Raw genomic sequence first — 19,744 nt, 5'->3', positions numbered from 1 at the left:
CCGTTCGCTCCGATAGCAGGAATCCGTGCGGGTGATCGGAAGATCCATCTGCCGGTATCGAGTACGTCGCACCCATGGCCCGCGATTCCTTGCCGAGCATCGGCCTCGGCACCTATTCCGAGGACGACCGCGAGCAGTGGCGCGACACCGTCGAGACGGCGCTGGATGTCGGCTACCGCCACGTCGATACGGCGCAGGTGTACGAGAACGAGCGGTACGTCGGCAAAGCGCTCCGATCCGCGTCCGTCGATCGCGAGGACGTCTTCCTTTCGACGAAGACGGTCCACCACGACGTCCCGCCCGAACCCGACGCCGTTCCCGACGCGATCGACGGCTGCCTCGAGCGCCTCGGCGTCGAGACCGTCGATCTCCTGTACGTGCACTGGCCTTCTGGCATCTACGACCACGAGACGGTTCTGTCCGCCTACGACGAGGCCTATCAGGCGGGGAAGACTCGCCGCGTCGGGCTCTCGAACTTCACGCCCGACCTGCTCGATGAGGCCCTCGAGGTCCTCGACGCCCCGCTGTTCGCCCATCAGGCCGAGATGCATCCCCTGCTGCCACAGGAGGAACTGGTCGCTCACGCACAGGACCACGGCTACCAGTTCGTCGCCTACTCGCCGCTGGCAAACGGCGAGATAGTCGACGTGCCCGAAATTCAGCGGGTCGCCGAGAGACACGACGCGACGCCGGCGCAAGTCTCTCTCGCGTGGCTCCTCGAGCACGACAACGTCGCCGTGATCCCGAAAGCAAGCAGTCGCGAGCACCTCGAGCAAAACCTGGCGGCGCGGGCGCTCGAACTCGACGATGACGACATCGAACTGATCGACTCGATCGATCGTCAGCAACGTATGATCGACCCCGATCACGGGCCGTGGAACTGGTAGGCGTGGCGCGTCCGAGAGACGGAGCCGTCGGTAGCCGCCCTCGCTCTCTGCCGGGACGATCACGAAACGTCTCGCCAGTCCGGTGCCGTCGAGTATGCCGCATCCGAGAGGTTGTCGAACGCCGCGTAGACCACCTCGTTCAGCGCGGGATGGACGTGGACCGGCCCGGCCACGTCGTCGACGGTGCCGCCGCCGTCTATCGCGACGACCACCTCGTGGAGTAACGTGGCGGCCTGCGGCCCGACGATGTGACAGCCCAGAATCTCGCTCTCTGGTCCGGCGATGGCCTTGACGAACCCCTCGTCTGCCTCGAGGATCATCCCCATCGGTGCAGTGCCGTAGGGAACCGTTACGGCGTCGTAGTCGCGACCTTCGGCCTCGAGTTCGCCTTCTGTTCGGCCCACGCTGGCGACCCGTGGATCGGTGAAAATGGCGTGGGGCATCGCCTCGTAGTCGACCGTTTTTCCGGCGTCGTCGAGGACGTTTGCCGCGACGACCTTTGTCTCGTAGTCTGCCGCGTGTTTGTACGGCTGTTCGCCGAGTACATCGCCCAGCGCCCAGACGCCGTCGGCGGTCGTCGCGAGGGTTTCGTCGGTCTTTACGTGTCCCTCGTCGTCGGCCTCGACGCCCCCGGCCTCGAGGTCGAGCGTATCGGTGTTGGGTCGCCGGCCGGTCGCGAGCAGGAGTTCGTCGGCGGTGAGTTCGACCGTCTCGCCGCCATCCTCGTTTCCGTCACCGCCGTCACCGGTATCACCGTCGCCGCTATCGCTCGGTTCCGCGGTCACGACAACTCTGTCGCCACTCTCTTCGACCGCAGCTGCCTCGAAGCCGGTGTAGACGTCGCAGTCGCTCTCGAGGGACTCGGTCACGGCCGCGCTGACGTCGTCGTCTTCCCGCGGCACGAGCCGGTCGCTGCGGCCGACGATCGACACGTCAGTTCCGAGCGCACCGAAGAAGTAGCCCAGTTCGGCACCGATGTAGCCGCCGCCGACGATCACGAGGTCGTCGGGTCGCTCTTCGAGAAAGAGCGCGTCGTCGCTCGTCCGGAAATCCACGTCCTCGAGGCCGTCGATCGGCGGCACCATCGGCCGGCCGCCGACGGCGATGACGACGGCGTCGCCGCGGATTCGGTCGTCCGCTCCGTCGCCGTTTCCCGCCTCGATCGCGATCGTTCGGTCGTCGACGAACCGGCCCTCGCCGCGGTAGAGAGCGACGTTTTCGCTGTCCCGTAAGCCCGATTCTTGGTTATCCGCCTTTTCGTAGACGGTGTCGTGGATCGAGGCCGTGATCTCGCCGTACTCGAGGTCGTGCAACTCGGCGGGGATGCCGAACTCCTCGGCCTCTCGGATCTCCCCTACGATATCCGCGCGGTGGATGAGCGCCTTCGAGGGGACACAGCCGCGAGTGATACAGGCACCGCCGAGCGGTCCGGGCTCGACCACGGCCGCCTCGAGACCCTGTTCTGCCGCCGCGGTCGCGACCTGACTGCCCGAGCCGCCGCCGAGCACGACGATATCGTACGCGTCCATACCGTTCCCGACCACGGGCGGCCGCCTAAAACGAGCGCCTGCGACGGGAATGCGATGGAACGGTGCGTCCCTCACCGCCCGCCGCCCGCCGGCTCCCTTAGAGCCAGTCGTCTCCGGTGTCGCCGTCCGTCGCTTCCGTGTACGTCTCGACCGCGGCAGCGAGGTTCTCGAGGGCCTCTTCGGGCGTCTGGCCCTGACTCGAGACACCGGTGACCTCGTCGTCGGCGATGTGGAGGCCGTGGTCGTTTTGCCGCATGGTCACGTCCGCATCGGCGAGGGCCTCGTACTCCGAGGGGTCGACGTCTGCGTCGGAACTCATACGCGAGCGTTGTCGTGCTCGAGTAAAATACGCATCGACGCTGTTCTCCGTTGAGCATATATTTGTGAGACCAATACATATATTGCTCGAAGGCCCGTCTCTACAGCTATGACTGATTTCGAGCCGGTCCCGGACTCGGTGGCCATCGACGAGGTGCGCCAGCGGTGGCGCGAGACGACCGATACCTTCGGCCGAGTCTACGACACCGTGCTCGGAACGACGGAGCCGACGCCGTACACCGAGATCGCATCAACCGCGGACTGCTCGCCGAACGCGGCGAAGAAACATCTCGACCGGCTCGCCGAGATGGGGATCGTTCGAGCCGATCGTGACGCCAAACCCGCCCGATACGAACGCAACGACGGCTATCTCGAGTGGCAAGAGGCCAGCCGGATCGCTCGAGAGCGGTCAGTCGACGAGATCATCGAGCGCGTTCGGCAGTTAGAGAAGCGTCGTGACGAATTCGTCGACCAGTTCGGAACGACCGATCCGTCATCGGTGTCGGTCTTCGATCACGACGACCACGAGGCGATTCACACGACGATGGAACGGATCACCGATTGGCAGGCCATCGAACGTGATATCCGCCTCTACGAACTCGCACGCCGACTGGCACAAAACGACGGACGTCTCATCCCGGCGTAGATGAGTCCAGCACCGGACGACGGATCCGGGACCGATCCGTCGACGGGACCACCCGACCGTCAGACACTTCGGCTGCTCGAGCGCCGGCTCGCCGACGATCCGCTCGTCACTGGAACCGCGTTCAATCCTGATAGCGACGATCCGCGGGTCCTTCAGGCACGGATCGATATCGATCGTTTTCCACCGTCGACTGCGACTGCCCGGCTCGATATTCGGTGGTTTACGACCGCTGATTTTTCGTTTCACTACGTCGAGTCCGGAACCGATAGCGAACGGTGGGAATGTCGATGGGACCGACATCCGAACTCACACAACGCACGGCTTCATTTTCACCGCCCGCCGAACGGAACCGAGACGACGGATCTCGAACTCTCGTCAGTGCATCCGTTAGATGTCCTCGCGACGGTTCTCGCTGCTGTCGAGAATCGGATCGAACGGGCGTGGGAGGAAGACGCCTGACGGCATCCGGTCGCCCGTATCCGATCATGCCGGGTCTCGGATCGATACGACTCGAGCGCGCGAACCGGCCCGTTCGTGTCGGTCGTAGAAAAAGCCTTTAACGCCATCGCCACGTATAACGAGCAAATGGTACTCGACGATCTCGGGAGTTCTCTGCGGGGCACCCTCGACAAGCTCCGCGGGAAGTCGCGACTCAGCGAAGAAGACATCGAGGAGATCGTCAAGGAGATCCAGCGATCGCTGCTCTCCGCCGACGTCGACGTCTCGCTCGTCATGGAGCTGTCGGACAACATCAAGGAGCGCGCCTTAGAGGAAGAACCGCCGGCCGGCACCCCCGCGCGGGACTTCGTGCTCCGCATCGTCTACGAGGAACTGGTCGATCTCATCGGCGACTCGACCGAGTTACCCCTCGAGGAACAGACCATTCTCCTCGCGGGGCTGCAGGGGTCGGGGAAGACGACCTCCGCCGCCAAGATGGCGTGGTGGTTCTCGACCAAGGGACTGCGCCCGGCGGTCATCCAGACGGACACCTTTCGACCCGGTGCATACGATCAGGCCGCGGAGATGGCCGAGCGCGCCGAGGTCGATTTCTACGGGAACCCGGACAACGACGATCCGGTCGACATCGCCCGGAAGGGACTCGAGGAGACGAGCGACGCCGACGTCCACATCGTGGACACGGCCGGTCGCCACGCGCTCGAGGACGACCTGATCGCCGAGATCGAGGAGATCGAGGGGGTCGTCGACCCCGATACCTCGCTGCTCGTCCTCGACGCGGCGATCGGGCAGGGCGCGAAGGATCAGGCCCAGCAGTTCGACGAGTCGATCGGCATCGACGGCGTCGTCATCACGAAGTTAGACGGGACGGCGAAGGGTGGCGGCGCGCTGACCGCCGTCGACCAGACCGATTCCTCGATCGCCTTCCTCGGGACCGGCGAGGAGGTCCAAGACGTCGAACGCTTCGAGCCCGACGGCTTCATCTCGCGGCTGCTCGGCATGGGTGACCTCAGCCAGCTCGCCGAGCGCGTCGAGCGCGCGATGGAGCAGACGGATATGGAGGAAGAGGACTGGGACCCCGAGGACATGCTGCAGGGCCAGTTCACCTTAAACGACATGCAAAAGCAGATGGAGGCGATGAACAACATGGGGCCGCTCGATCAGGTCATGGACATGATCCCCGGAATCGGCGGCGGGATCAAAGACCAGCTTCCCGAGGACGCCATGGACGTCACCCAAGAGCGGATGCAGACGTTTACGGTGATCATGGACTCGATGACCGAGGCCGAAAAGGAGTATCCGAAGGCCATCGGCGCGAGCCAGATCCAACGCATCGCCCGCGGTTCCGGGACCGAGGAAGAACAGGTCCGCCAACTGCTCCAGCAGTACAAGATGATGGAGCGCACCATGAAGCAGTTCCAGGGCATGGGCTCCGAACAGGAGATGCAACGCATGATGCAACAGATGCAACAGGGCGGCGGTGGCGGAGGCGGCGGCATGGGTGGGATGGGACCGTTCGGGTGAGCTAACGGCTCCTTTCGACTCGAGGATCGTCCCCCTATTTCGTCTCGAGCCCGCAGTACGTTCACGTCGATTGACAGTCACTGTGCCACTACGTTAATGCACTTCTAGACGTACCCTCGAGTACGAATGAACCGCCGACAGTATCTCGCTCGGACCGGTGCGGCCGGTACGGGTGTCGGAATGCTTGCGGGACTCGCCGGCTGTCTGGACGACCTCAGCGGGTCGTCCGAGACGAACGACGCCGGGGACGGCGACGCCGGCAGCCGGACCGGCGAACGCGCGCTCGACCGCGCCGCCGGCAGGCTAAACGAGGCCGCCCAGCCGCTGGACGAACTCGGAAATCTCGAGGAACCCGATACCGTCGAGTTCGATCCCGAAGAGCCGCGAGCCGGAATCGCCGACGCCAGAGGCCACCTCGAGACCGCCGAGTCCGAACTGGGCGACGACCGGCAGGCCGACATCGACACGCTCCGGGCGTATGCGGACGCCCTCGAGGGGCTGGTCGCCGTCACCGCGACGATCGCCGACGAGGGGATCACGGAGGACATCGACGAGGTCACCGCGGCGATCGAAGAGGAAGGCGATATCGAAGGGGCGAGCGAGACTGCCGGCGAACGCCACACCGAGATCGCCGACGCTCACGAGCGTTGGGACGAAGCGAACACGACGATTCAGAACCTCGACGGCGACAGGCTCGACGAGCTGGCCGGCATCGATATCGCCGACTTGGAGGACGGAGCCGCCACTCTCGGCAACGTCGTCGCCTCGCTCGAGACGCTCGCTGGGGCCTACGACGCGACGCTCGACCCCGACGAGGGGTACGGCGCGCTCGAGCAGGGTCGGGACGACTTCGAAAACGGCGCGTACGAGGACGCACAGGCGGCGTTCGAGACCGCCGAATCGACGTTCTCGACGGCGCGCCAGCAACTCGAGGAGGGTATGGAAGAGACTTCCGACGGACTCACGGGGCACTTCGAGACGGCGGAGTGTCAGACTCGACATCTGCGGGACGCGGCGTCGGCCTTCGCCGAATCGGCCGGGGCCGCAGCGGACGGCGACGCGGTCACCGCGAAACGCCGACAAGACGACGGCGAAGCCGCCCTCGACGATGTCGGAAACTGTACGAGTTAACGGCGGGGCTGACTAACGGCTACTCTACTCCGACTGGCTCGCCGCTGGGTCGGGCTCCTCGGCGGCCATCGGCGGCAGGTCATCGATGAGCACGACCGCATCTCCCTCGAGAACGACAGCGTCGTCGCCGTCTAGCACGGTCGTCTCGATGCGGTACTTCGCCCGGCCGAGGTCCTCGACGACCTCGCAGACGGCGGTGACTCGGTCGCCAATTGGGATCGGCGCGCGGAAGCTACTCTCCTGTGAGAGGTAGATCGTCAGCCCCGGCAGCCGGGCTAGCGCCGCGCTGATGACGCCGTTCGCGAGGACGCCGTGGACGATCCGCTCGCCGAAGCGGGTCTCGGCGGCGTACGCCGCGTCGAGGTGGAGCCGGTTGGTGTCGCCGGTCACGTCCGCGAAGGCCTCGACGTCGTCCTCGGCGATCGGCTTCGAGAACCGGGCGACGTCGCCGACCGAGACGGTCGAGTCGTCCGCGCCGCGGTACTCGAACTCCCAGTCGTCGCGCTCGTACTGCGTGTCGGTCCGCACCCGTCTGCGAGGCCGTTGCTCGTGCGATTCCGCGGCCCCGCGGACGAGTTGGGGCACGTAGTAGGAGAGTTCGATCGTCGTGACGATCCCCACGAGCGCGGCGGTGTCGCCAGTCCCGTCACTCGAGACGACCGGTAGGTGTTCGATATCCGCCGATCGGCACAGTTCGACGGCGTCGACGATCGACGCGCTGGCCTCGATGGTCGTCACCGGACCCGACATGATCTCGCGCACCTCGAGGTGGCCGAGATCGCTCCGGTCACAGAGGTGCGCGACGAAGTCGCCCTCGGTGACGATCCCGACCGGTTCGCCGTCCCGGACGACGACCACCGAACTGACGCGCTCGTCGCGCAGCAGCGTCGCCGCCTCGGTCGCGGTCGCGTCGGGCGACAGGGTGACGACGTCCTCGAGCATGATCTCGGAAACGGGTATCGTGTCGTGCATCTGACTCCCCTACGCGGCCGACCCCTTTCAGTAGTTGGTCCCCCACGGCCGAGCTCAGTGCAGGGAGTCCGTCTCACTTCGACCCGACCAACCACTGTGTGCGATGGCGCGTGCTGAGCGACGGGTTGCCATCGAAACCCGGCCGCTCGAACACACGCGAGGGATGAGTGAGTGACTGAAAGGAACGAGCGTTAGCGCGGGACCGACGGTCCCGCGAACCATCCAAACGGGTGCATCGCACCCGTGAGGAGAAATCGGCTGGGGAGGGCGTAGCCATTCCCTGCCGCCACGGTAGCAGGACACTCGTCTCCGCGGTCTGTTCCCCGATGAATCCGTCCGTTCCATTCGCTACCGATACTCCGCAGTATCGTCTCCAGTCGACGCTCGAGCTTAACTGAAACCCAGCACACCGATTCGAGAGTGCCAGCGAGAAACACGACACTACGCGACCGCACAACCCGACCGATTCAGGCGTCGACTGGTCGCCCGTCTTCCGTCGGCGGCGCGATGTGATCGACGTACTCCTCGAGCGTGGGCTCCTCGACGCGGACTCGAACGGCGATCTCGCCGAGCTCGTCCGGTTTCCCCACCGAGAAGTTGACGTACTCCTCGAAGGCCGCCTGCTTTTTCAGCGCGAAGGTGAACGTATCGCCATCGCGGTTGGCGAAGAACTCGCCGCGGGCGGTGTCGAGGATCTCCTGTTTGTGAAGCAGTTCCGAGAAGTGATCGAGCGTGTGGGTTTCGCCTCGAACTTCGCCGAACTCCTCCTCGAGGTCGGCGTTGGGGAAGACGTTCGCCACGGCGTCGATCACGCGGTTCGTGACCTCGGTGTCGTAGACCGGGGCCGTGATTTCGACGTCGACGCGGTAGATTTCGCTCATGAGTCAGCATCCGCTTCGGCGGGTTTCCGTCCATCGGTTCCGTTCCGAACGATCGAGCGGATTCGCTCGTGGAAGGCCGCGAGCGTGTCCGTGTTCTCGACGACGACATCGGCCCGATCCATCGCGTCATCCATCCCGAAGCCGCGTTCGCGCTCGTCGCGAGCGGCCAGTCCCTCGCCGCCGTCGGCCTCGCTCGCGTCCCGGCCGCGTTCGTCGATCCGCTCGGCTCGGACCTCGAAGGGGGCCTCGATACTGACCAGCGTGAACGCGTCGCCGAACCGTTCTTCGAAGACGTCGACCTCGTCGCCCGAGCGAATGCCGTCCACGAGGACGGTCTCGTGGCCCTCGAGGCGGTCCTCGATCATCGGCAGCGACCGCTCGGCGATCGCCGTCGGGCCGTTTTCCTCGCGCAGGGCCTGCGCGACCGTCCCGTGGTCTTTCGCGGGGTCGAGCCCGCGGTCGGCCGTCTCCTGGCGGACGACGTCGCCCATCGTCACCACCGGGATCCCGTCCTCGCGTGCGACGGTGGCGGCCTCGCCCTTGCCGCTCCCGGGGAGTCCCACCGTTCCGATGACGTGCATCGACTCCACGTACCGGCGAGACGTGCATAAACGCTGTGCTCGCCGGTCACCGCTTTCCGAGCGAGGTAGTGGTGATCGCCTCTCCGAATCTCGAGCACTGCCCCCGACGCGCTCGTCTTCCCTCCCCGTTGTCTCGCTGCAACGGTTTCGAGACGATTGCTGTGCGTCGTATTTCGGGTCGAACCGCCGCTCGAGACGGGACCAGCGGGGACGGAGCCTGTTTTGGGCTCGCTCGAGGCGGCTCGCCTTACCTGTCGGCTATCGGTCGATGGGCCGATCGATTTCGCGTGCCAAAACGGTGGTTGTGTCGGCAACGATGCGTGCAGACGTTGGAACTCGAGCCAATCCGAGTGAATTCGAACTGATCGCTGAAACGGACTCTCGGCGTTATGTGGCAGTCCGTTGCAGAGACAGGTGTCGCATCATGACAGACACGACCCTCAACAGGCGTCGATTCGCGGCCGGACTCGGTGCGGGACTGGTCGCTGCGGTTGCGGGCTGTATGGACCAAGGAAGCGACGAGGAGTCGGCAGAGAACGCCGACGACGGAAGCGGCGGCGATCTCGGCTCCGATGGCGGTGGCGAGTCCGACGGTAGCACAGGCGGTGACACCGACGGCGGAACCGGCAACGAGACGGACACCGAGTCTGACGGAACGGACGACGCGGGTAACGAATCCGACGATGGCATGGGTGGGACGGACAACGAGTCCGACAGCGAGACCGGCGATGACACGGACAACGAATCGGACAGCACTGAAAACACCAGTAGCGATGAGGATTCGACCGTCGAGTTCTGACGGTCGTTAGTGACGGTCGCTCAGGGGCACTTTCTTTTTTCAGCGCGTCTCGGGCAGGGTGATTGTACTGACGGATCGGCGCTCGAGTCGGGCCTGCAACCCGGTCGAACCGTGACCGGAAATCCCAACCGCTTATGCCGTTCCGTCGTGGATTCCGACTCGAGGGCACGTAGCTCAGTCCGGAAAGAGCGTCGGACTTCTAATCCGACGGTCGTGGGTTCAAATCCCATCGTGCCCGTTATCTGCGAACAACGTGAGCAGTAACGGCACCGGGGATTTGAACGAGACCGAGGTTCTGTGCGAAGCGCAGGTTCTCGGGCGTAGTTCACAATCCCATCGTGCCCGCTCGCTGTCGTGAACAATCCGTGAGCGACAGCAGTACAACGAGGTGGGATTTGATGAAACCTAGGTTGTAGCTGGTCTCTCGAGGGCGGGGTCGGCGGCACGATCGTGCCGCGACGGTTGCAGGTCAGTTGTCACGCTCGTCGACGCGATCGACGACCAATCGAAGCCACCGAAACAGGGTGTTTGAGTTCACCAATGAACGAGATCCCAGATCAATAGAAGCTATGAGTAGCTAGTCTGAACAATATCTTTCCTCAGTTCATCAATTCTCTCATTTATTCCTTCCAAATGCGATAGATCATTATCATATCCGTCATAGTACACTAGATTTTTGTGGATAAAGAGGCCGATCTCGTTGGCATCGTCTAAATCATTTAGATTGGATTTTACGGAACGTGAGAGCATCATATTTTCTATTAATCTAATAGAGATATTATCTAAAGTTGACTCAAGTTTTTCTAGTATCTCCGGATCAAACTCAGAGAGAAGGCCATCATAATCGTCTTTGATTTCTTCTATGTGATCATAAATACGACTTATTTACTCTATATGATATAAAGCTGATCCCTCATTTGGTATGATAATCTCTTCATTTTCTACTATTTCAATATCTACATGGGAATAAAGATTAGATTTAATCTCGTTAACTGCATCCTCAACACTTTGAAACTCTTCTACACCGTCATTCCATTTGTATATATGTATCTGGTAAGATGGTTCGTCATTTGTTTTGTGATGATGGGCAACGGATTCTGTCCCTATGGTACGCATACAAGGATGAAAGTCAACATTTTCCTCTGGAGATTCCCTGAATGATCGGACTCTATCTATACCGTTATTTATTCTCTGCAGAATATCTGCTAACTCATTGAGATCTTCTTTCTTCTCCATCTGTTCTTGCACTTTCCTTGAACGGAGGATAGAAATCACACCTACGACAACGCCTCCGATTCCAAACAGTACACCAAGGAGTGAAAGAAGAGTATTCAAATCCATATTGTCTAACGAGTAATTCGCACCTCTAAATGGTTACTTCTCTTTGAGATCATCAGCGCTGATTTCACTTTTAAGGTAGGAACGATCACAATCCGTAATTCGATAAATTCCTTCATCAACACGCTCGCCGAGTCCAGCATCACGGAGCTTACCGAGTCGGGTACTCAGGTAGTGGCAGGAATAATCTATATTTGCAGATAATACCCGAGGGGATAGAATCAGATTACTCTCGCCGAGGGTCTCAAGAATCCGATCGTCTGCCTGTGTCATCCACGGTACTCTCGGTCGTTGTATACCTCTACGTACAGTACCTGCATTTTAGCGATACTGGTCGAACAATATCGAGTACAGTACGTTATTCTGTGTATCACGATGCGATGCGCGACGAGCACACGGATTCAACTCGAAGGACCGCTCGCTTGAGGCCGATACAATACCCACAGTAACACGGCCGAAAATGTCTACGATTTCAACAGTTCCGATACACTAATGACGGCCACTAACGTTAAATAGAATGTCGGCAGAGCCGACCGATGGCATCACAGGGGATATGGGGGACACGGATCATCGCCATACGACGATCACTCCCTGCTGCCGACGTGTACACCCTTTCGATACCCGACACCTGCCCGTGAGTGACTGCTGTCGCCCTCGAGTCACTCCCCACCATCCCCTCTAACAAACCCCGTCACCACTGACCGCCGGACGACACATTCAGGCCGTCGATACAACCCACCGCATCCCCTTGTGCCCGTATGGACGATACGGACCTCGAGTCGACCGTCTACACCGGCCCGGACGCGACGGCCGAACCGGACACGTACGCCGAGCAGGCGCGCCGGCGCGCCGAGACCGAACGCGAGGCCGTCGAGTGGGCCGTCGCCGAACTCGAGTCGCTGATCGCCGAGGCCGATATCGACCTCGAGCCGCTGCTCGAGTATTCCCGGCGGAGTCGGGAGAGCCTTCCCGACCGGCATCTGCGGGCCTACGAGGCGATGGCCGAGACCCTCGATGTCGAGCCGGACGTCTACGAGGTCTATGCGCTGGCGTACAGCGACCTCTGTGACGAACTGGCCGACGAGCCGGCCGCCGACCCCTCGCGGGGATGTACGAACGCGCTCGTCTCGTCGCCGCGGACCGGCTGGGACGGCCCGCTCGTGTGCAAGAACCGCGACATCGCGGGGCGGGGTGCCCGGCCCAAATCGATCGTCGAACAGCCGCCGATCGACGACTACCACGGCTTTCTCACGGTCGATACCTGCGGCACGGTGATGCTCTACAAGGGCGTTAACGACCGGGGATTGGTTGCGGCGAACACCTACATCGACGCGAACCGGGACGATATTGACCCCGAGGACCAGTACCGAAACGGCACCGTCGTCCGGCGCGTGCTCGAGGAGTGTGCCACCGTCGCGGACGTCCGTGAACTCCTCGAGTCGCTCCCGACACGACAGTTGATGGCCCAGACGCTGTTTCTGGCCGACGAAACCGACGCCGTCTTGCTCGAGGTGAATCCCCTCGAAGAGCAGATCGTGGTCGACGACGGAGACGCCGTCACCCGGACGAATCATTTCGTCCGGTCGCGCTCTGACGACACCGAGAGTTCGCGCCGTCGCCGCCAGCGTGCGGTCGACCTACTCGCGGAGGCCGGCGACGAGATCGATCGCGACTTCCTCTGGCGGCTCGCGGCGGATCACGCGAACGGGCCGGGCGACGACTCGATCTGCCGGCATCCGGAGCCGGGAACGGACGAGTACGCCTTCGGCCAGCTCACGACCGCGAGCGCGGCGGTTTTCGAGGGCGGGTCGCCGACGGTCGAAGTCGCGATTGGCAACCCCTGTGAAACCGAAACGACGCGGTGTTCGTTCGGCGACGACGTTCCGACGGCGCTGCGGACCGGCGATCGGTGGCTCGAGCGGCTGCGATCGGACCGCGGGGCCTCGTCGGATCGCTGATCGCCCATGTCTTTCTCTCGGCGCTGTCTCGGACGAACTGACCGCTATCGCTCATAGAAATCTGAGAGTTCCGCCCGAGGATCAGGCCCGGACCCGGCGCTGCTCGAGGTCGGCCTCGAGCCGATCGGCGGCCCGAAGTCGCAGTCGCTTCGCGCGTCGTTCCGAGAGCCGATCGGCGGGCATGCGGTCGACCAGCGGGTCGTACGCCGCGGGCCGAAAGCCGAGTCCACGGAGGTAGTCTCGGACCGCGGGGCTCTCGAGCCCATTGCGGATGGCCGCGTCGGTAACCGACTCGACGGTCTCGAATTCGGGGAGGGAAAGCGGCTCGCCGGCCGCGTTCGAATCGATGATCGCGTTCGACCTGCTGGGCGAGTCCGAATCGCCGATGACCGTCCCGCAGTCGTCCGCGCGGATGACGATCGAACGGACTGCGTCTGCCAACTGGAGCACCTGACTCGGCAGGGCCGCGTCGGGCGAGCGCCACTCGACCGTCGGCATCGCCTTCCGCAGCCGGACCGGGTTCCACGCGGCCTCGTAGTGACCGAATTCGTCTTCGACGGTCTCCGGGTCGACGCCGCGCTCGAGTGCGCGCTCGCGAAACGAGTCGTAATCGTCCTCGAGTCGCTGCTCCCACTCGGCGACGCTGTCGACGTAGGGCTGGAGCTGGCCCTGTTCGGGACAGGCCGCGTAACACGAGCGCCGGTAGAGGTACGGGCGGGCACACTCGAGGATGCGTTCGCCGCGGTAGTGGGCGGCGCTGGTGACCAGCGAGAAGGCCGGGTCGATCGCGGTCAGGGCGTTGAGCTGATCGGCGACGTTCGACTGTTCGAAATGAACGTGGGTCCCCGCACAGACCCGCGCGTCGTCGAAGGCCGGCCCGACGATCCGTCGCTGGAGGTCGGTGCTCTCTTTCTCGCGGTAAGGGATGTCGTCGGGCGACGCGTACAGCGGCGTCGCCAGCGGGACGAGTCGCTTGTCCTGCTCGCGTGCCGCGTCGACGACGCGACTGATCCGACCGCGGAACTCCTCGCGGAGGTCGGCCATCGACCGGCAGGGGGTTGTCTTGATCTCGAGCATCGGCTCGACGAACTCGGGATCGACTTGGTCCGAAACGTCGAGCAGTGAGTCGGGCGGGACCAGATCGCCGTCGGTATCGACGACCCAGTACTCCACCTCGAGGCTTGTGTTCATGGATGTCTCTCTGCTGCGTACCGAACGGCCATCGAGCGAGCCGTCATCGGGCCGCCCGCTGGCAGTTCCAGCGTTGGATCCGTTCGTAGGGGCGACTCGAGCCAATGCGTTGAGCCTGCGTACGCAGGTCCTGAGACCCGGTCACAGCCCGACTGCGCCCGCTTGGATCCCGGTGTATTCAGGGCCACTAACACTGATGTCACCCGGTTGCTCGAGGGTTGCTACTAGATTGATACAGCTGCGGTAACATCGTGTAACTACATGAGCGACGAGACGACTGCGGACGATGCGTCAGTGATTGTTGTCGGCGGCGGCCCCGCCGGACTGAGTGCGGCCCTCTTCGCCCGAAAGAACGGGCTCGAGACGACCGTCTTCGACACGGACGAGACGTGGATGCACAAAGCCCACCTGTTCAACTACCTCGGTCTCGGCTCGGTCGGCGGCAGCGAGTTCATGGCGACGGCCCGCCAGCAGGTCGACGACTTCGGCGTCGACCGCCGACAGGGCGAGCCCGTGACCGCCGTCAGCGAGGCCGGCGACGGCTTCACGGTCGAAACTGAGGAAGACCAGTACGAGGCTGACTTCGTCGTCCTCGCGACGGGCGCAAACCGCGACCTCGCGGAGGACCTCGGCTGTGACCTCACCGACGAGGGCACCGTCGACGTCGGCGTCGAGATGGAGACCAGCGTCGAGGGCACGTACGCGACCGGCGCGATGGTCCGCGCCGAGGAGTGGCAGGCCGCGATCGCCGTCGGCGACGGTGCCGCCGCAGCACTCAACATCCTCTCGGACATTAAGGGCGAACACTACCACGACTTCGACGTTCCAGCCGACGCCGAGCGCGTCTTCGGCGAACACATCGCGGAGTAATCGCGGCGAGCCCGCGATCGATCAGCGCCGACCGACAACCGATTCCATTCACCATGTCTAACGAACCCACCAACCCAGTCACGCCTGAACTGCCCGATAGCCCCGTCCACACCAGAGGGACCGACCACATCACCATCTGGGGGAGCAACGAAGCGGACACGATCGAGTTCTACCAGGACATCCTCGGGATGCCGCTGGTCCTTCGCCAGCCGAACCTCGACGACCCCTCGCAGACCCACCTCTTCTTCGACACGGGCGACGGCCGCATCCTGACGTTTTTCGTCAGCGACGACCGGCCGTCGAACCGCCGCGGCCAGCGCGGCGGCACCGGTGCCGTCCACCACCTCTGTTTCAGCATCGATCCCGACGAGTACGAGGACACGATGGACGCACTCGAGGAGGCGGGCCACCAGTACAACGTCTTCGATCGGGGCATCTTCCACTCGATCTACACCACGGACAACAACGGCCTCGTCATCGAACTCTCGACGGACAAGTACGAGTTCCCCGACGAGCGCCGCGGCGAAGTGCTGGCCAAAGCACAGGAACTCCGCGAGGCAGACGGGGCCGACTACGCCAAGGACGAACACCTCCGCGGCGCGATCGAGGCACTCGGCATCGAACTCGTCGAACACGACCTCCCCGAGGCCAGCACCGGCGTCGGTGGTGTCGAATGAGCGACGACCGCGTCGACGGCCCTCACCAGAACCAGCAACTCGTCACGGGCGGCACCGACCTCGCGGACGCCGAGGCGGCGCTCGTGCTCACCCACGGCCGCGGCGCGACCGCCCGCGGGATGATCCAACTAGCCGACGAGATCCACCGGGACGGCGTCGCCTTCCTCGCCCCGCAGGCGGCTCGACAGACCTGGTATCCGAACTCGTTTCTCGCACCCGTCGAGCGCAACGAGCCCGGCCGGTCGTCGGGCCTGCAGGCGATCAGTGACGCCATTGACGAGGCTAACGACGCCGGGATTCCGACCGATCGCATCATGCTGGTCGGCTTCTCGCAAGGTGGCTGTCTCGCCAGCGAGTACCTCGCGCGCAACCCGCGGCGCTACGGCGGCCTCGCCGCCTTCTCCGGCGGGCTCATCGGAGAGGATCTCGACGACGAGTACCCCGGCGACCTCGAGAACACGCCGGTCTTTCTCGGCTGTAGCGACGTCGACCCGCACATCCCCGAAGAGCGGGTCCACGACACGGCCGATGTCCTCGAGTCGATGAACGCCGACGTGACCAAGCGACTGTACGAGGGGATGGGCCACGGCATCAACGAAGACGAGATGGAGTATGCCGCCGGGATGGTTGCCGAACTGGTGGACTGACCGCGCCGACTCCGACTCAGCGCATCACCGTGACCGGGACGGGCGAGCGACGGACGATCGTTTCGGCGACGCTGCCGAGCAAGACACGTGAGAGTCCCGATCGGCCGTGGCTCCCGATGATGATGTGATCGATGTCATTGTCTTCCGCGAAGCGAACGACTTCGCGCGCGGGCTTCCCGACCGCGGTCTCGGTCCGAAAGTCCCGATCGGAATCGCTGACGATCGCCGCGATTTCCTCGGGCAGTTCCGTCGACACCGTCTCCTCGCGGTCCCGGAACCACTCCTGTGCGGCCATGATCCCGGCTCCCGTCGAGCCGTCCGCGGCCTCGATGACGCGCAACAACACGATCTCGTCGTCGGGATACATCGCAAACGCGTGTTCGACCGCCTTCTGTGCGGGTGCGGAGCCGTCGTAGGCGACGAGGATTGCCATACGTATAACTGGAATTTCACAAGTATAAATCCGACCGTAGTGAGCGACCACTCACGCAAAAACGTCTGCAGAATCGGAGATTCTGCTGGGCCCGCGAGAGCGCCGCTCTCGCGGACTTCGATGAAAAATACCGGAAGAGCTCCGCTCTTCCGAACCCTCGCTCGCTTCGCTCGCGAGGAAGCCCGCGACTCACCTCGTTCGTCGTGAGTCTATTCCTCGAAGCCGTCTTCGAATCGGAAGGTTCCGTTGCGCTGGACGACCTCGCCGTCGACTTCGATGAAGGAATCCTCGCTCATGTCGACGATCATGTCGACGTGGACCGCCGAATCGTTGCCCTCGTTGCCCTCGCCGACGGTGTCGTCGTAGGCGCGGCCGACGGCCATGTGGACGGTATCGCCCATCTTCTCGTCGAAGAGCATGTTGTAGGTGAACCGGTCGATATCGCGGTTCATCCCGATGCCCAGTTCGCCGAGCCGGCGCGCGCCGTCGTCGGTGTTGAGGACTTCCGTGAGGACGTCCTCGTTTTTCGCCGCCGAGTGGGAGACGACCTTGCCACCTTCGAACTCGAGATACACATCCGTAATTTCCCGGCCCTGATGGTACAGCGGCATGTCGAACAGTACCTCGCCCTCGACGCTGTCGGGCTGGGGTGCGGTAAAGACCTCGCCGCCGGGGAGGTTGTGTTCACCGTGGTCGTTCAGCGTCGGGTTGTTCTCGACGGACATCGTCACGTCCGTGGTGTCGCCGCTGACGATGCGGACCTCCTCGGCGGGGTCCATGATCTCGACCATGTTCTCCTGGTGGTCGCGCTGGGCGTCCCAGTCCTTGTTGACGGCGTCCCAGACGAAGTTCTCGTAGCCCTCGGTGCTCATCTCGGCGAGCTGGGCGTTTGCCGGCGCGGGGAACTGCGTGAGACACCAGCGCTTCGAGAGCCGTTCCTCGAGGATCGGGCGCTGGGCCTGCTGGTAGGCCGCGCTGGTTTCGGGGTCGACGTCGCTGGTCTGGGTGGCGTTGTCCGTCGCCCGAATGGCGATGTAGACGTCCGTGTTCTGAATGAGCGCGAGTTCGTGTTCGGGGGTCTCGAACTCGGCACTCGCGGCTTCACCGCTCGTTTCGTCCGAGCCACGTTGGGCCTCGCTCCCGCCGGACGAGCGGAGGTACGCACGTTGGCTTCGCTTTCCAGTCCGCTGGCTCGTGGTGACGGGATTCGCGCCGTGTTCGCCGATTACCTCGTGGAGCGCGACGACCAGATCCTCGGCGACCGGATGGGCGTCGACGACGACGTTGTCGCCTTCCTCCAAGTCGACCGAGTGGTTGGCGATGACCTGGGCGTGCTCGCGGATTCGCGGGTCCATGCCCCGGTATTGTGCGGGGGAGGAAAAAACGGTTCGTGATCAGGAACCCGCCGACCGAGACGGTCGATGCTCGTCCGGACCGTTAGTCGTCGGCCCATCCGTAGTCGTCGGGCTCGGGTCCCGAACTGTCGCTCGAGAACCCGTCGGTCGACGCCGCCTCCTCGTCGGTGATGTCTTCCCGGAAGAACGAGACCGTCGCGGCCGTCAGGACGAGTCCCAGCGGGGCCGAGACACACAGTGCGAGCAGGAAGCCCACGCCGCCGGCGCTCACGAGCAGGGAGAGCACCAGCGAGGCGACGACCGCCGCGAGGAGGTGCCAGAGCCCGAAGCTGAGGACCTTCCCGCCCGCCGTCGTAAGCTCGAGCGATCGGCGAACGGCCTCGAGCAGCGACGCGTCGGCCGTGACGAACAGGAACGGGACGGGATAGAAGACGTAGCCGAGGGCGACGATCACCGGAATTGCGAGCAGGATGAGCGGCGGCGCGAGCACGAACAGCGGGAAGACGAGCAGAACGGCGCCGGCGACGACGAGGTTGTATAGGATGTATCGGGGCGCATAGGTCGCGACGCACGCGCCGACGGCGACCGGCTCGCCGCGCAGGCGCCGGTCGATCCCGCCGACGTACGCCGCCAGCAGGATTCCCGAGAACGTTACGTATACGAGGGCCGCGAGCCCGATCCAACCCAGCGTTTCCACGCTGAGGGCCTCGAGGGGCAGTTCGACGCTTCCGACGGCCGTCTCGATCGTCACGTCGGTGTCGAGGGAGCCGGTCGACCCGACCGAGCCGGTCGAGCCACCGGTCGGTTCCGGTTCGCCGGGTGCCCCACCGAAGGGGTCCCCGTACCCGGTTCGCGAAGTCACTGCGGGTGGTTCCGGCGGGTCGGCCAACCGCCACAGCGTCACGAGCGGGGACGGAAAGGCGAACTCGAGGTTGATCGCGAACCCGCGCCCGGTGGACCCGAGCGCCCGTCGTACCTTCTCGAACTCGAGTAGCGCGGCGAACAGGGGGACCAAGGCGAACGGCCAGAGGTCGTCGAAGCGGTCGACGACGCGGGAAACGTGGTGCACGAACGGAGTCGAACGCTCGGCACCAGTGCCGTCGGCTGCCGGCGGTTGGTTGTCGTCCGGAGGCGATCCGAAACCGGGATCGGGAACCATACGTCGCCGTACTCATGACGGTCTATTGAACGTTTTCGTCACAGAAAGTGTCGTCGCTCGAGGGCGGCGGTACAACTGTTCGGCGAGACGCTGATCGGGTCCGATGACAGTCCGGCTCTGTACGCACCGCGATATCGCTCGCGAGGATATCAATGCGGCACTCGAGTGACTCGACGCAGCGTTCGATCGACCGCCGGTCCGCTCTCAGCGGTCGCCGCGCATTCCGTCGCGGAACTCGAGGACCGTCCGGCGCACGAGGAGATAGCCGAAGAAGACGAGCGACAGCAGGATCACGACGACCGCGATGATGACGGGGTCGTCGGGGATGAGACCGGTGATGGGATCCAGCATGTGCCGCGGCTACACTATCAGTGTGGTTAACCGTTTCGACC

22 protein-coding genes and 1 tRNA gene are annotated in these 19,744 nt (G+C 63.7%); 11 read left to right on the top strand and 12 right to left on the bottom strand.

Annotated features, from left to right (window positions below; genetic code table 11):
* Positions 1–74: 74 nt before the first annotated feature.
* Positions 75–887, top strand: coding sequence for an aldo/keto reductase (locus ACJYUO_RS14560; RefSeq protein ID WP_494346080.1), 813 nt, complete (start codon positions 75–77; stop codon positions 885–887).
* Positions 888–946: 59 nt separating this feature from the next.
* Here the strand turns inward: ACJYUO_RS14560 and ACJYUO_RS14555 are convergent, their stop codons facing one another.
* On the bottom strand, positions 947–2,416 hold the full coding sequence (locus tag ACJYUO_RS14555; RefSeq protein WP_494346079.1) for a dihydrolipoyl dehydrogenase: 1,470 nt from the start codon (positions 2,414–2,416) through the stop codon (positions 947–949).
* A gap of 97 nt (positions 2,417–2,513) precedes the next feature.
* The gene (locus ACJYUO_RS14550; RefSeq protein ID WP_494346078.1) at positions 2,514–2,735 is read right to left on the bottom strand and encodes a type II toxin-antitoxin system HicB family antitoxin; all 222 of its coding nucleotides are present in this window, start codon (positions 2,733–2,735) and stop codon (positions 2,514–2,516) included.
* A 108-nt stretch (positions 2,736–2,843) separates the two neighbouring features.
* Here ACJYUO_RS14550 and ACJYUO_RS14545 point away from each other — a divergent pair, with 108 nt between their 5' ends.
* The 4 genes from ACJYUO_RS14545 (at position 2,844) to ACJYUO_RS14530 (ending at position 6,491) form a co-directional block, all read left to right on the top strand.
* Positions 2,844–3,380 (top strand): winged helix-turn-helix domain-containing protein, encoded by a 537-nt coding sequence (locus tag ACJYUO_RS14545; RefSeq protein ID WP_494346077.1) that lies wholly within the window; start codon positions 2,844–2,846, stop codon positions 3,378–3,380.
* On the top strand, positions 3,381–3,839 hold the full coding sequence (locus tag ACJYUO_RS14540) for a toxin-antitoxin system TumE family protein (protein WP_494346076.1): 459 nt from the start codon (positions 3,381–3,383) through the stop codon (positions 3,837–3,839). It begins immediately after the preceding gene.
* Positions 3,840–3,965: 126 nt separating this feature from the next.
* Positions 3,966–5,360: a signal recognition particle protein Srp54 gene (locus tag ACJYUO_RS14535; RefSeq protein WP_494346075.1), complete on the top strand. Its 1,395-nt coding sequence runs from the start codon at positions 3,966–3,968 to the stop codon at positions 5,358–5,360.
* Positions 5,361–5,486: 126 nt separating this feature from the next.
* A complete protein-coding gene (locus tag ACJYUO_RS14530; RefSeq protein WP_494346074.1) occupies positions 5,487–6,491 on the top strand; it encodes a hypothetical protein in 1,005 nt (334 codons plus the stop codon).
* Between the two features lie 24 nt (positions 6,492–6,515).
* Here the strand turns inward: ACJYUO_RS14530 and ACJYUO_RS14525 are convergent, their stop codons facing one another.
* From ACJYUO_RS14525 to ACJYUO_RS14515, 3 genes are all read right to left on the bottom strand, one after another.
* Positions 6,516–7,463, bottom strand: coding sequence for a CBS domain-containing protein (locus tag ACJYUO_RS14525; protein ID WP_494346073.1), 948 nt, complete (start codon positions 7,461–7,463; stop codon positions 6,516–6,518).
* Between the two features lie 467 nt (positions 7,464–7,930).
* Positions 7,931–8,344, bottom strand: a complete 414-nt coding sequence (locus tag ACJYUO_RS14520) for an RNA-binding domain-containing protein (protein ID WP_494346072.1) — start codon at positions 8,342–8,344, stop codon at positions 7,931–7,933.
* On the bottom strand, positions 8,341–8,925 hold the full coding sequence (locus ACJYUO_RS14515) for an AAA family ATPase (RefSeq protein WP_494346071.1): 585 nt from the start codon (positions 8,923–8,925) through the stop codon (positions 8,341–8,343). Before ACJYUO_RS14515 ends, ACJYUO_RS14520 begins: the two co-directional genes overlap by 4 nt.
* Positions 8,926–9,349: 424 nt before the next feature.
* On the opposite strand from ACJYUO_RS14515, the gene ACJYUO_RS14510 reads away from it, so the two are divergent.
* Both ACJYUO_RS14510 and ACJYUO_RS14505 read left to right on the top strand, forming a co-directional pair.
* On the top strand, positions 9,350–9,724 hold the full coding sequence (locus ACJYUO_RS14510; protein WP_494346070.1) for a hypothetical protein: 375 nt from the start codon (positions 9,350–9,352) through the stop codon (positions 9,722–9,724).
* A gap of 163 nt (positions 9,725–9,887) precedes the next feature.
* A tRNA-Arg gene (locus ACJYUO_RS14505) sits at positions 9,888–9,962 on the top strand.
* Positions 9,963–10,609: 647 nt separating this feature from the next.
* Here ACJYUO_RS14505 and ACJYUO_RS14500 read toward each other — a convergent pair.
* Positions 10,610–11,065, bottom strand: a complete 456-nt coding sequence (locus tag ACJYUO_RS14500) for a hypothetical protein (protein WP_494346069.1) — start codon at positions 11,063–11,065, stop codon at positions 10,610–10,612.
* Between the two features lie 33 nt (positions 11,066–11,098).
* Positions 11,099–11,359 (bottom strand): winged helix-turn-helix domain-containing protein, encoded by a 261-nt coding sequence (locus ACJYUO_RS14495; RefSeq protein WP_494346469.1) that lies wholly within the window; start codon positions 11,357–11,359, stop codon positions 11,099–11,101.
* A 461-nt stretch (positions 11,360–11,820) separates the two neighbouring features.
* Between ACJYUO_RS14495 and ACJYUO_RS14490 the strand changes: the two genes are divergently transcribed.
* On the top strand, positions 11,821–13,020 hold the full coding sequence (locus ACJYUO_RS14490; RefSeq protein WP_494346068.1) for a C45 family autoproteolytic acyltransferase/hydrolase: 1,200 nt from the start codon (positions 11,821–11,823) through the stop codon (positions 13,018–13,020).
* An 81-nt stretch (positions 13,021–13,101) separates the two neighbouring features.
* On the opposite strand, the gene ACJYUO_RS14485 is transcribed toward ACJYUO_RS14490, so the two are convergent.
* Positions 13,102–14,211 (bottom strand): glutamate--cysteine ligase family protein, encoded by a 1,110-nt coding sequence (locus tag ACJYUO_RS14485; RefSeq protein WP_494346067.1) that lies wholly within the window; start codon positions 14,209–14,211, stop codon positions 13,102–13,104.
* A gap of 261 nt (positions 14,212–14,472) precedes the next feature.
* Here ACJYUO_RS14485 and ACJYUO_RS14480 point away from each other — a divergent pair, with 261 nt between their 5' ends.
* The 3 genes from ACJYUO_RS14480 to ACJYUO_RS14470 are packed head-to-tail and all read left to right on the top strand — an operon-like array spanning position 14,473 to position 16,405.
* Positions 14,473–15,081 carry an NAD(P)/FAD-dependent oxidoreductase gene (locus tag ACJYUO_RS14480; protein ID WP_494346066.1) on the top strand — a complete coding sequence of 203 codons (609 nt, stop codon included), beginning with the start codon at positions 14,473–14,475 and terminating at the stop codon, positions 15,079–15,081.
* A 53-nt stretch (positions 15,082–15,134) separates the two neighbouring features.
* On the top strand, positions 15,135–15,758 hold the full coding sequence (locus tag ACJYUO_RS14475) for a VOC family protein (protein ID WP_494346065.1): 624 nt from the start codon (positions 15,135–15,137) through the stop codon (positions 15,756–15,758).
* Positions 15,755–16,405, top strand: coding sequence for an alpha/beta hydrolase (locus tag ACJYUO_RS14470; RefSeq protein ID WP_494346064.1), 651 nt, complete (start codon positions 15,755–15,757; stop codon positions 16,403–16,405). The genes ACJYUO_RS14475 and ACJYUO_RS14470 overlap by 4 nt, the downstream gene beginning before the upstream one ends.
* Before the next feature lie 16 nt (positions 16,406–16,421).
* Here ACJYUO_RS14470 and ACJYUO_RS14465 read toward each other — a convergent pair whose 3' ends face one another.
* The 4 genes from ACJYUO_RS14465 to ACJYUO_RS14450 all read right to left on the bottom strand — a co-directional run bounded on the left by ACJYUO_RS14465 (position 16,422) and on the right by ACJYUO_RS14450 (position 19,703).
* Positions 16,422–16,838 carry a universal stress protein gene (locus tag ACJYUO_RS14465; protein WP_494346063.1) on the bottom strand — a complete coding sequence of 139 codons (417 nt, stop codon included), beginning with the start codon at positions 16,836–16,838 and terminating at the stop codon, positions 16,422–16,424.
* 209 nt (positions 16,839–17,047) lie between these two features.
* On the bottom strand, positions 17,048–18,193 hold the full coding sequence (locus ACJYUO_RS14460; RefSeq protein WP_494346062.1) for an aminopeptidase: 1,146 nt from the start codon (positions 18,191–18,193) through the stop codon (positions 17,048–17,050).
* Positions 18,194–18,275: 82 nt separating this feature from the next.
* A complete protein-coding gene (locus ACJYUO_RS14455) occupies positions 18,276–19,352 on the bottom strand; it encodes a hypothetical protein (protein WP_494346061.1) in 1,077 nt (358 codons plus the stop codon).
* Positions 19,353–19,556: 204 nt separating this feature from the next.
* A complete protein-coding gene (locus tag ACJYUO_RS14450; protein WP_006432213.1) occupies positions 19,557–19,703 on the bottom strand; it encodes a DUF7859 family protein in 147 nt (48 codons plus the stop codon).
* Between the last annotated feature and the right edge of the window lie 41 nt (positions 19,704–19,744).

It is taken from the genome of Natrinema sp. CRL1 (assembly GCF_059162405.1).
Note: the sequence above shows the minus strand (reverse complement) of the source record. Positions and strands in the feature narration are given on the sequence as shown.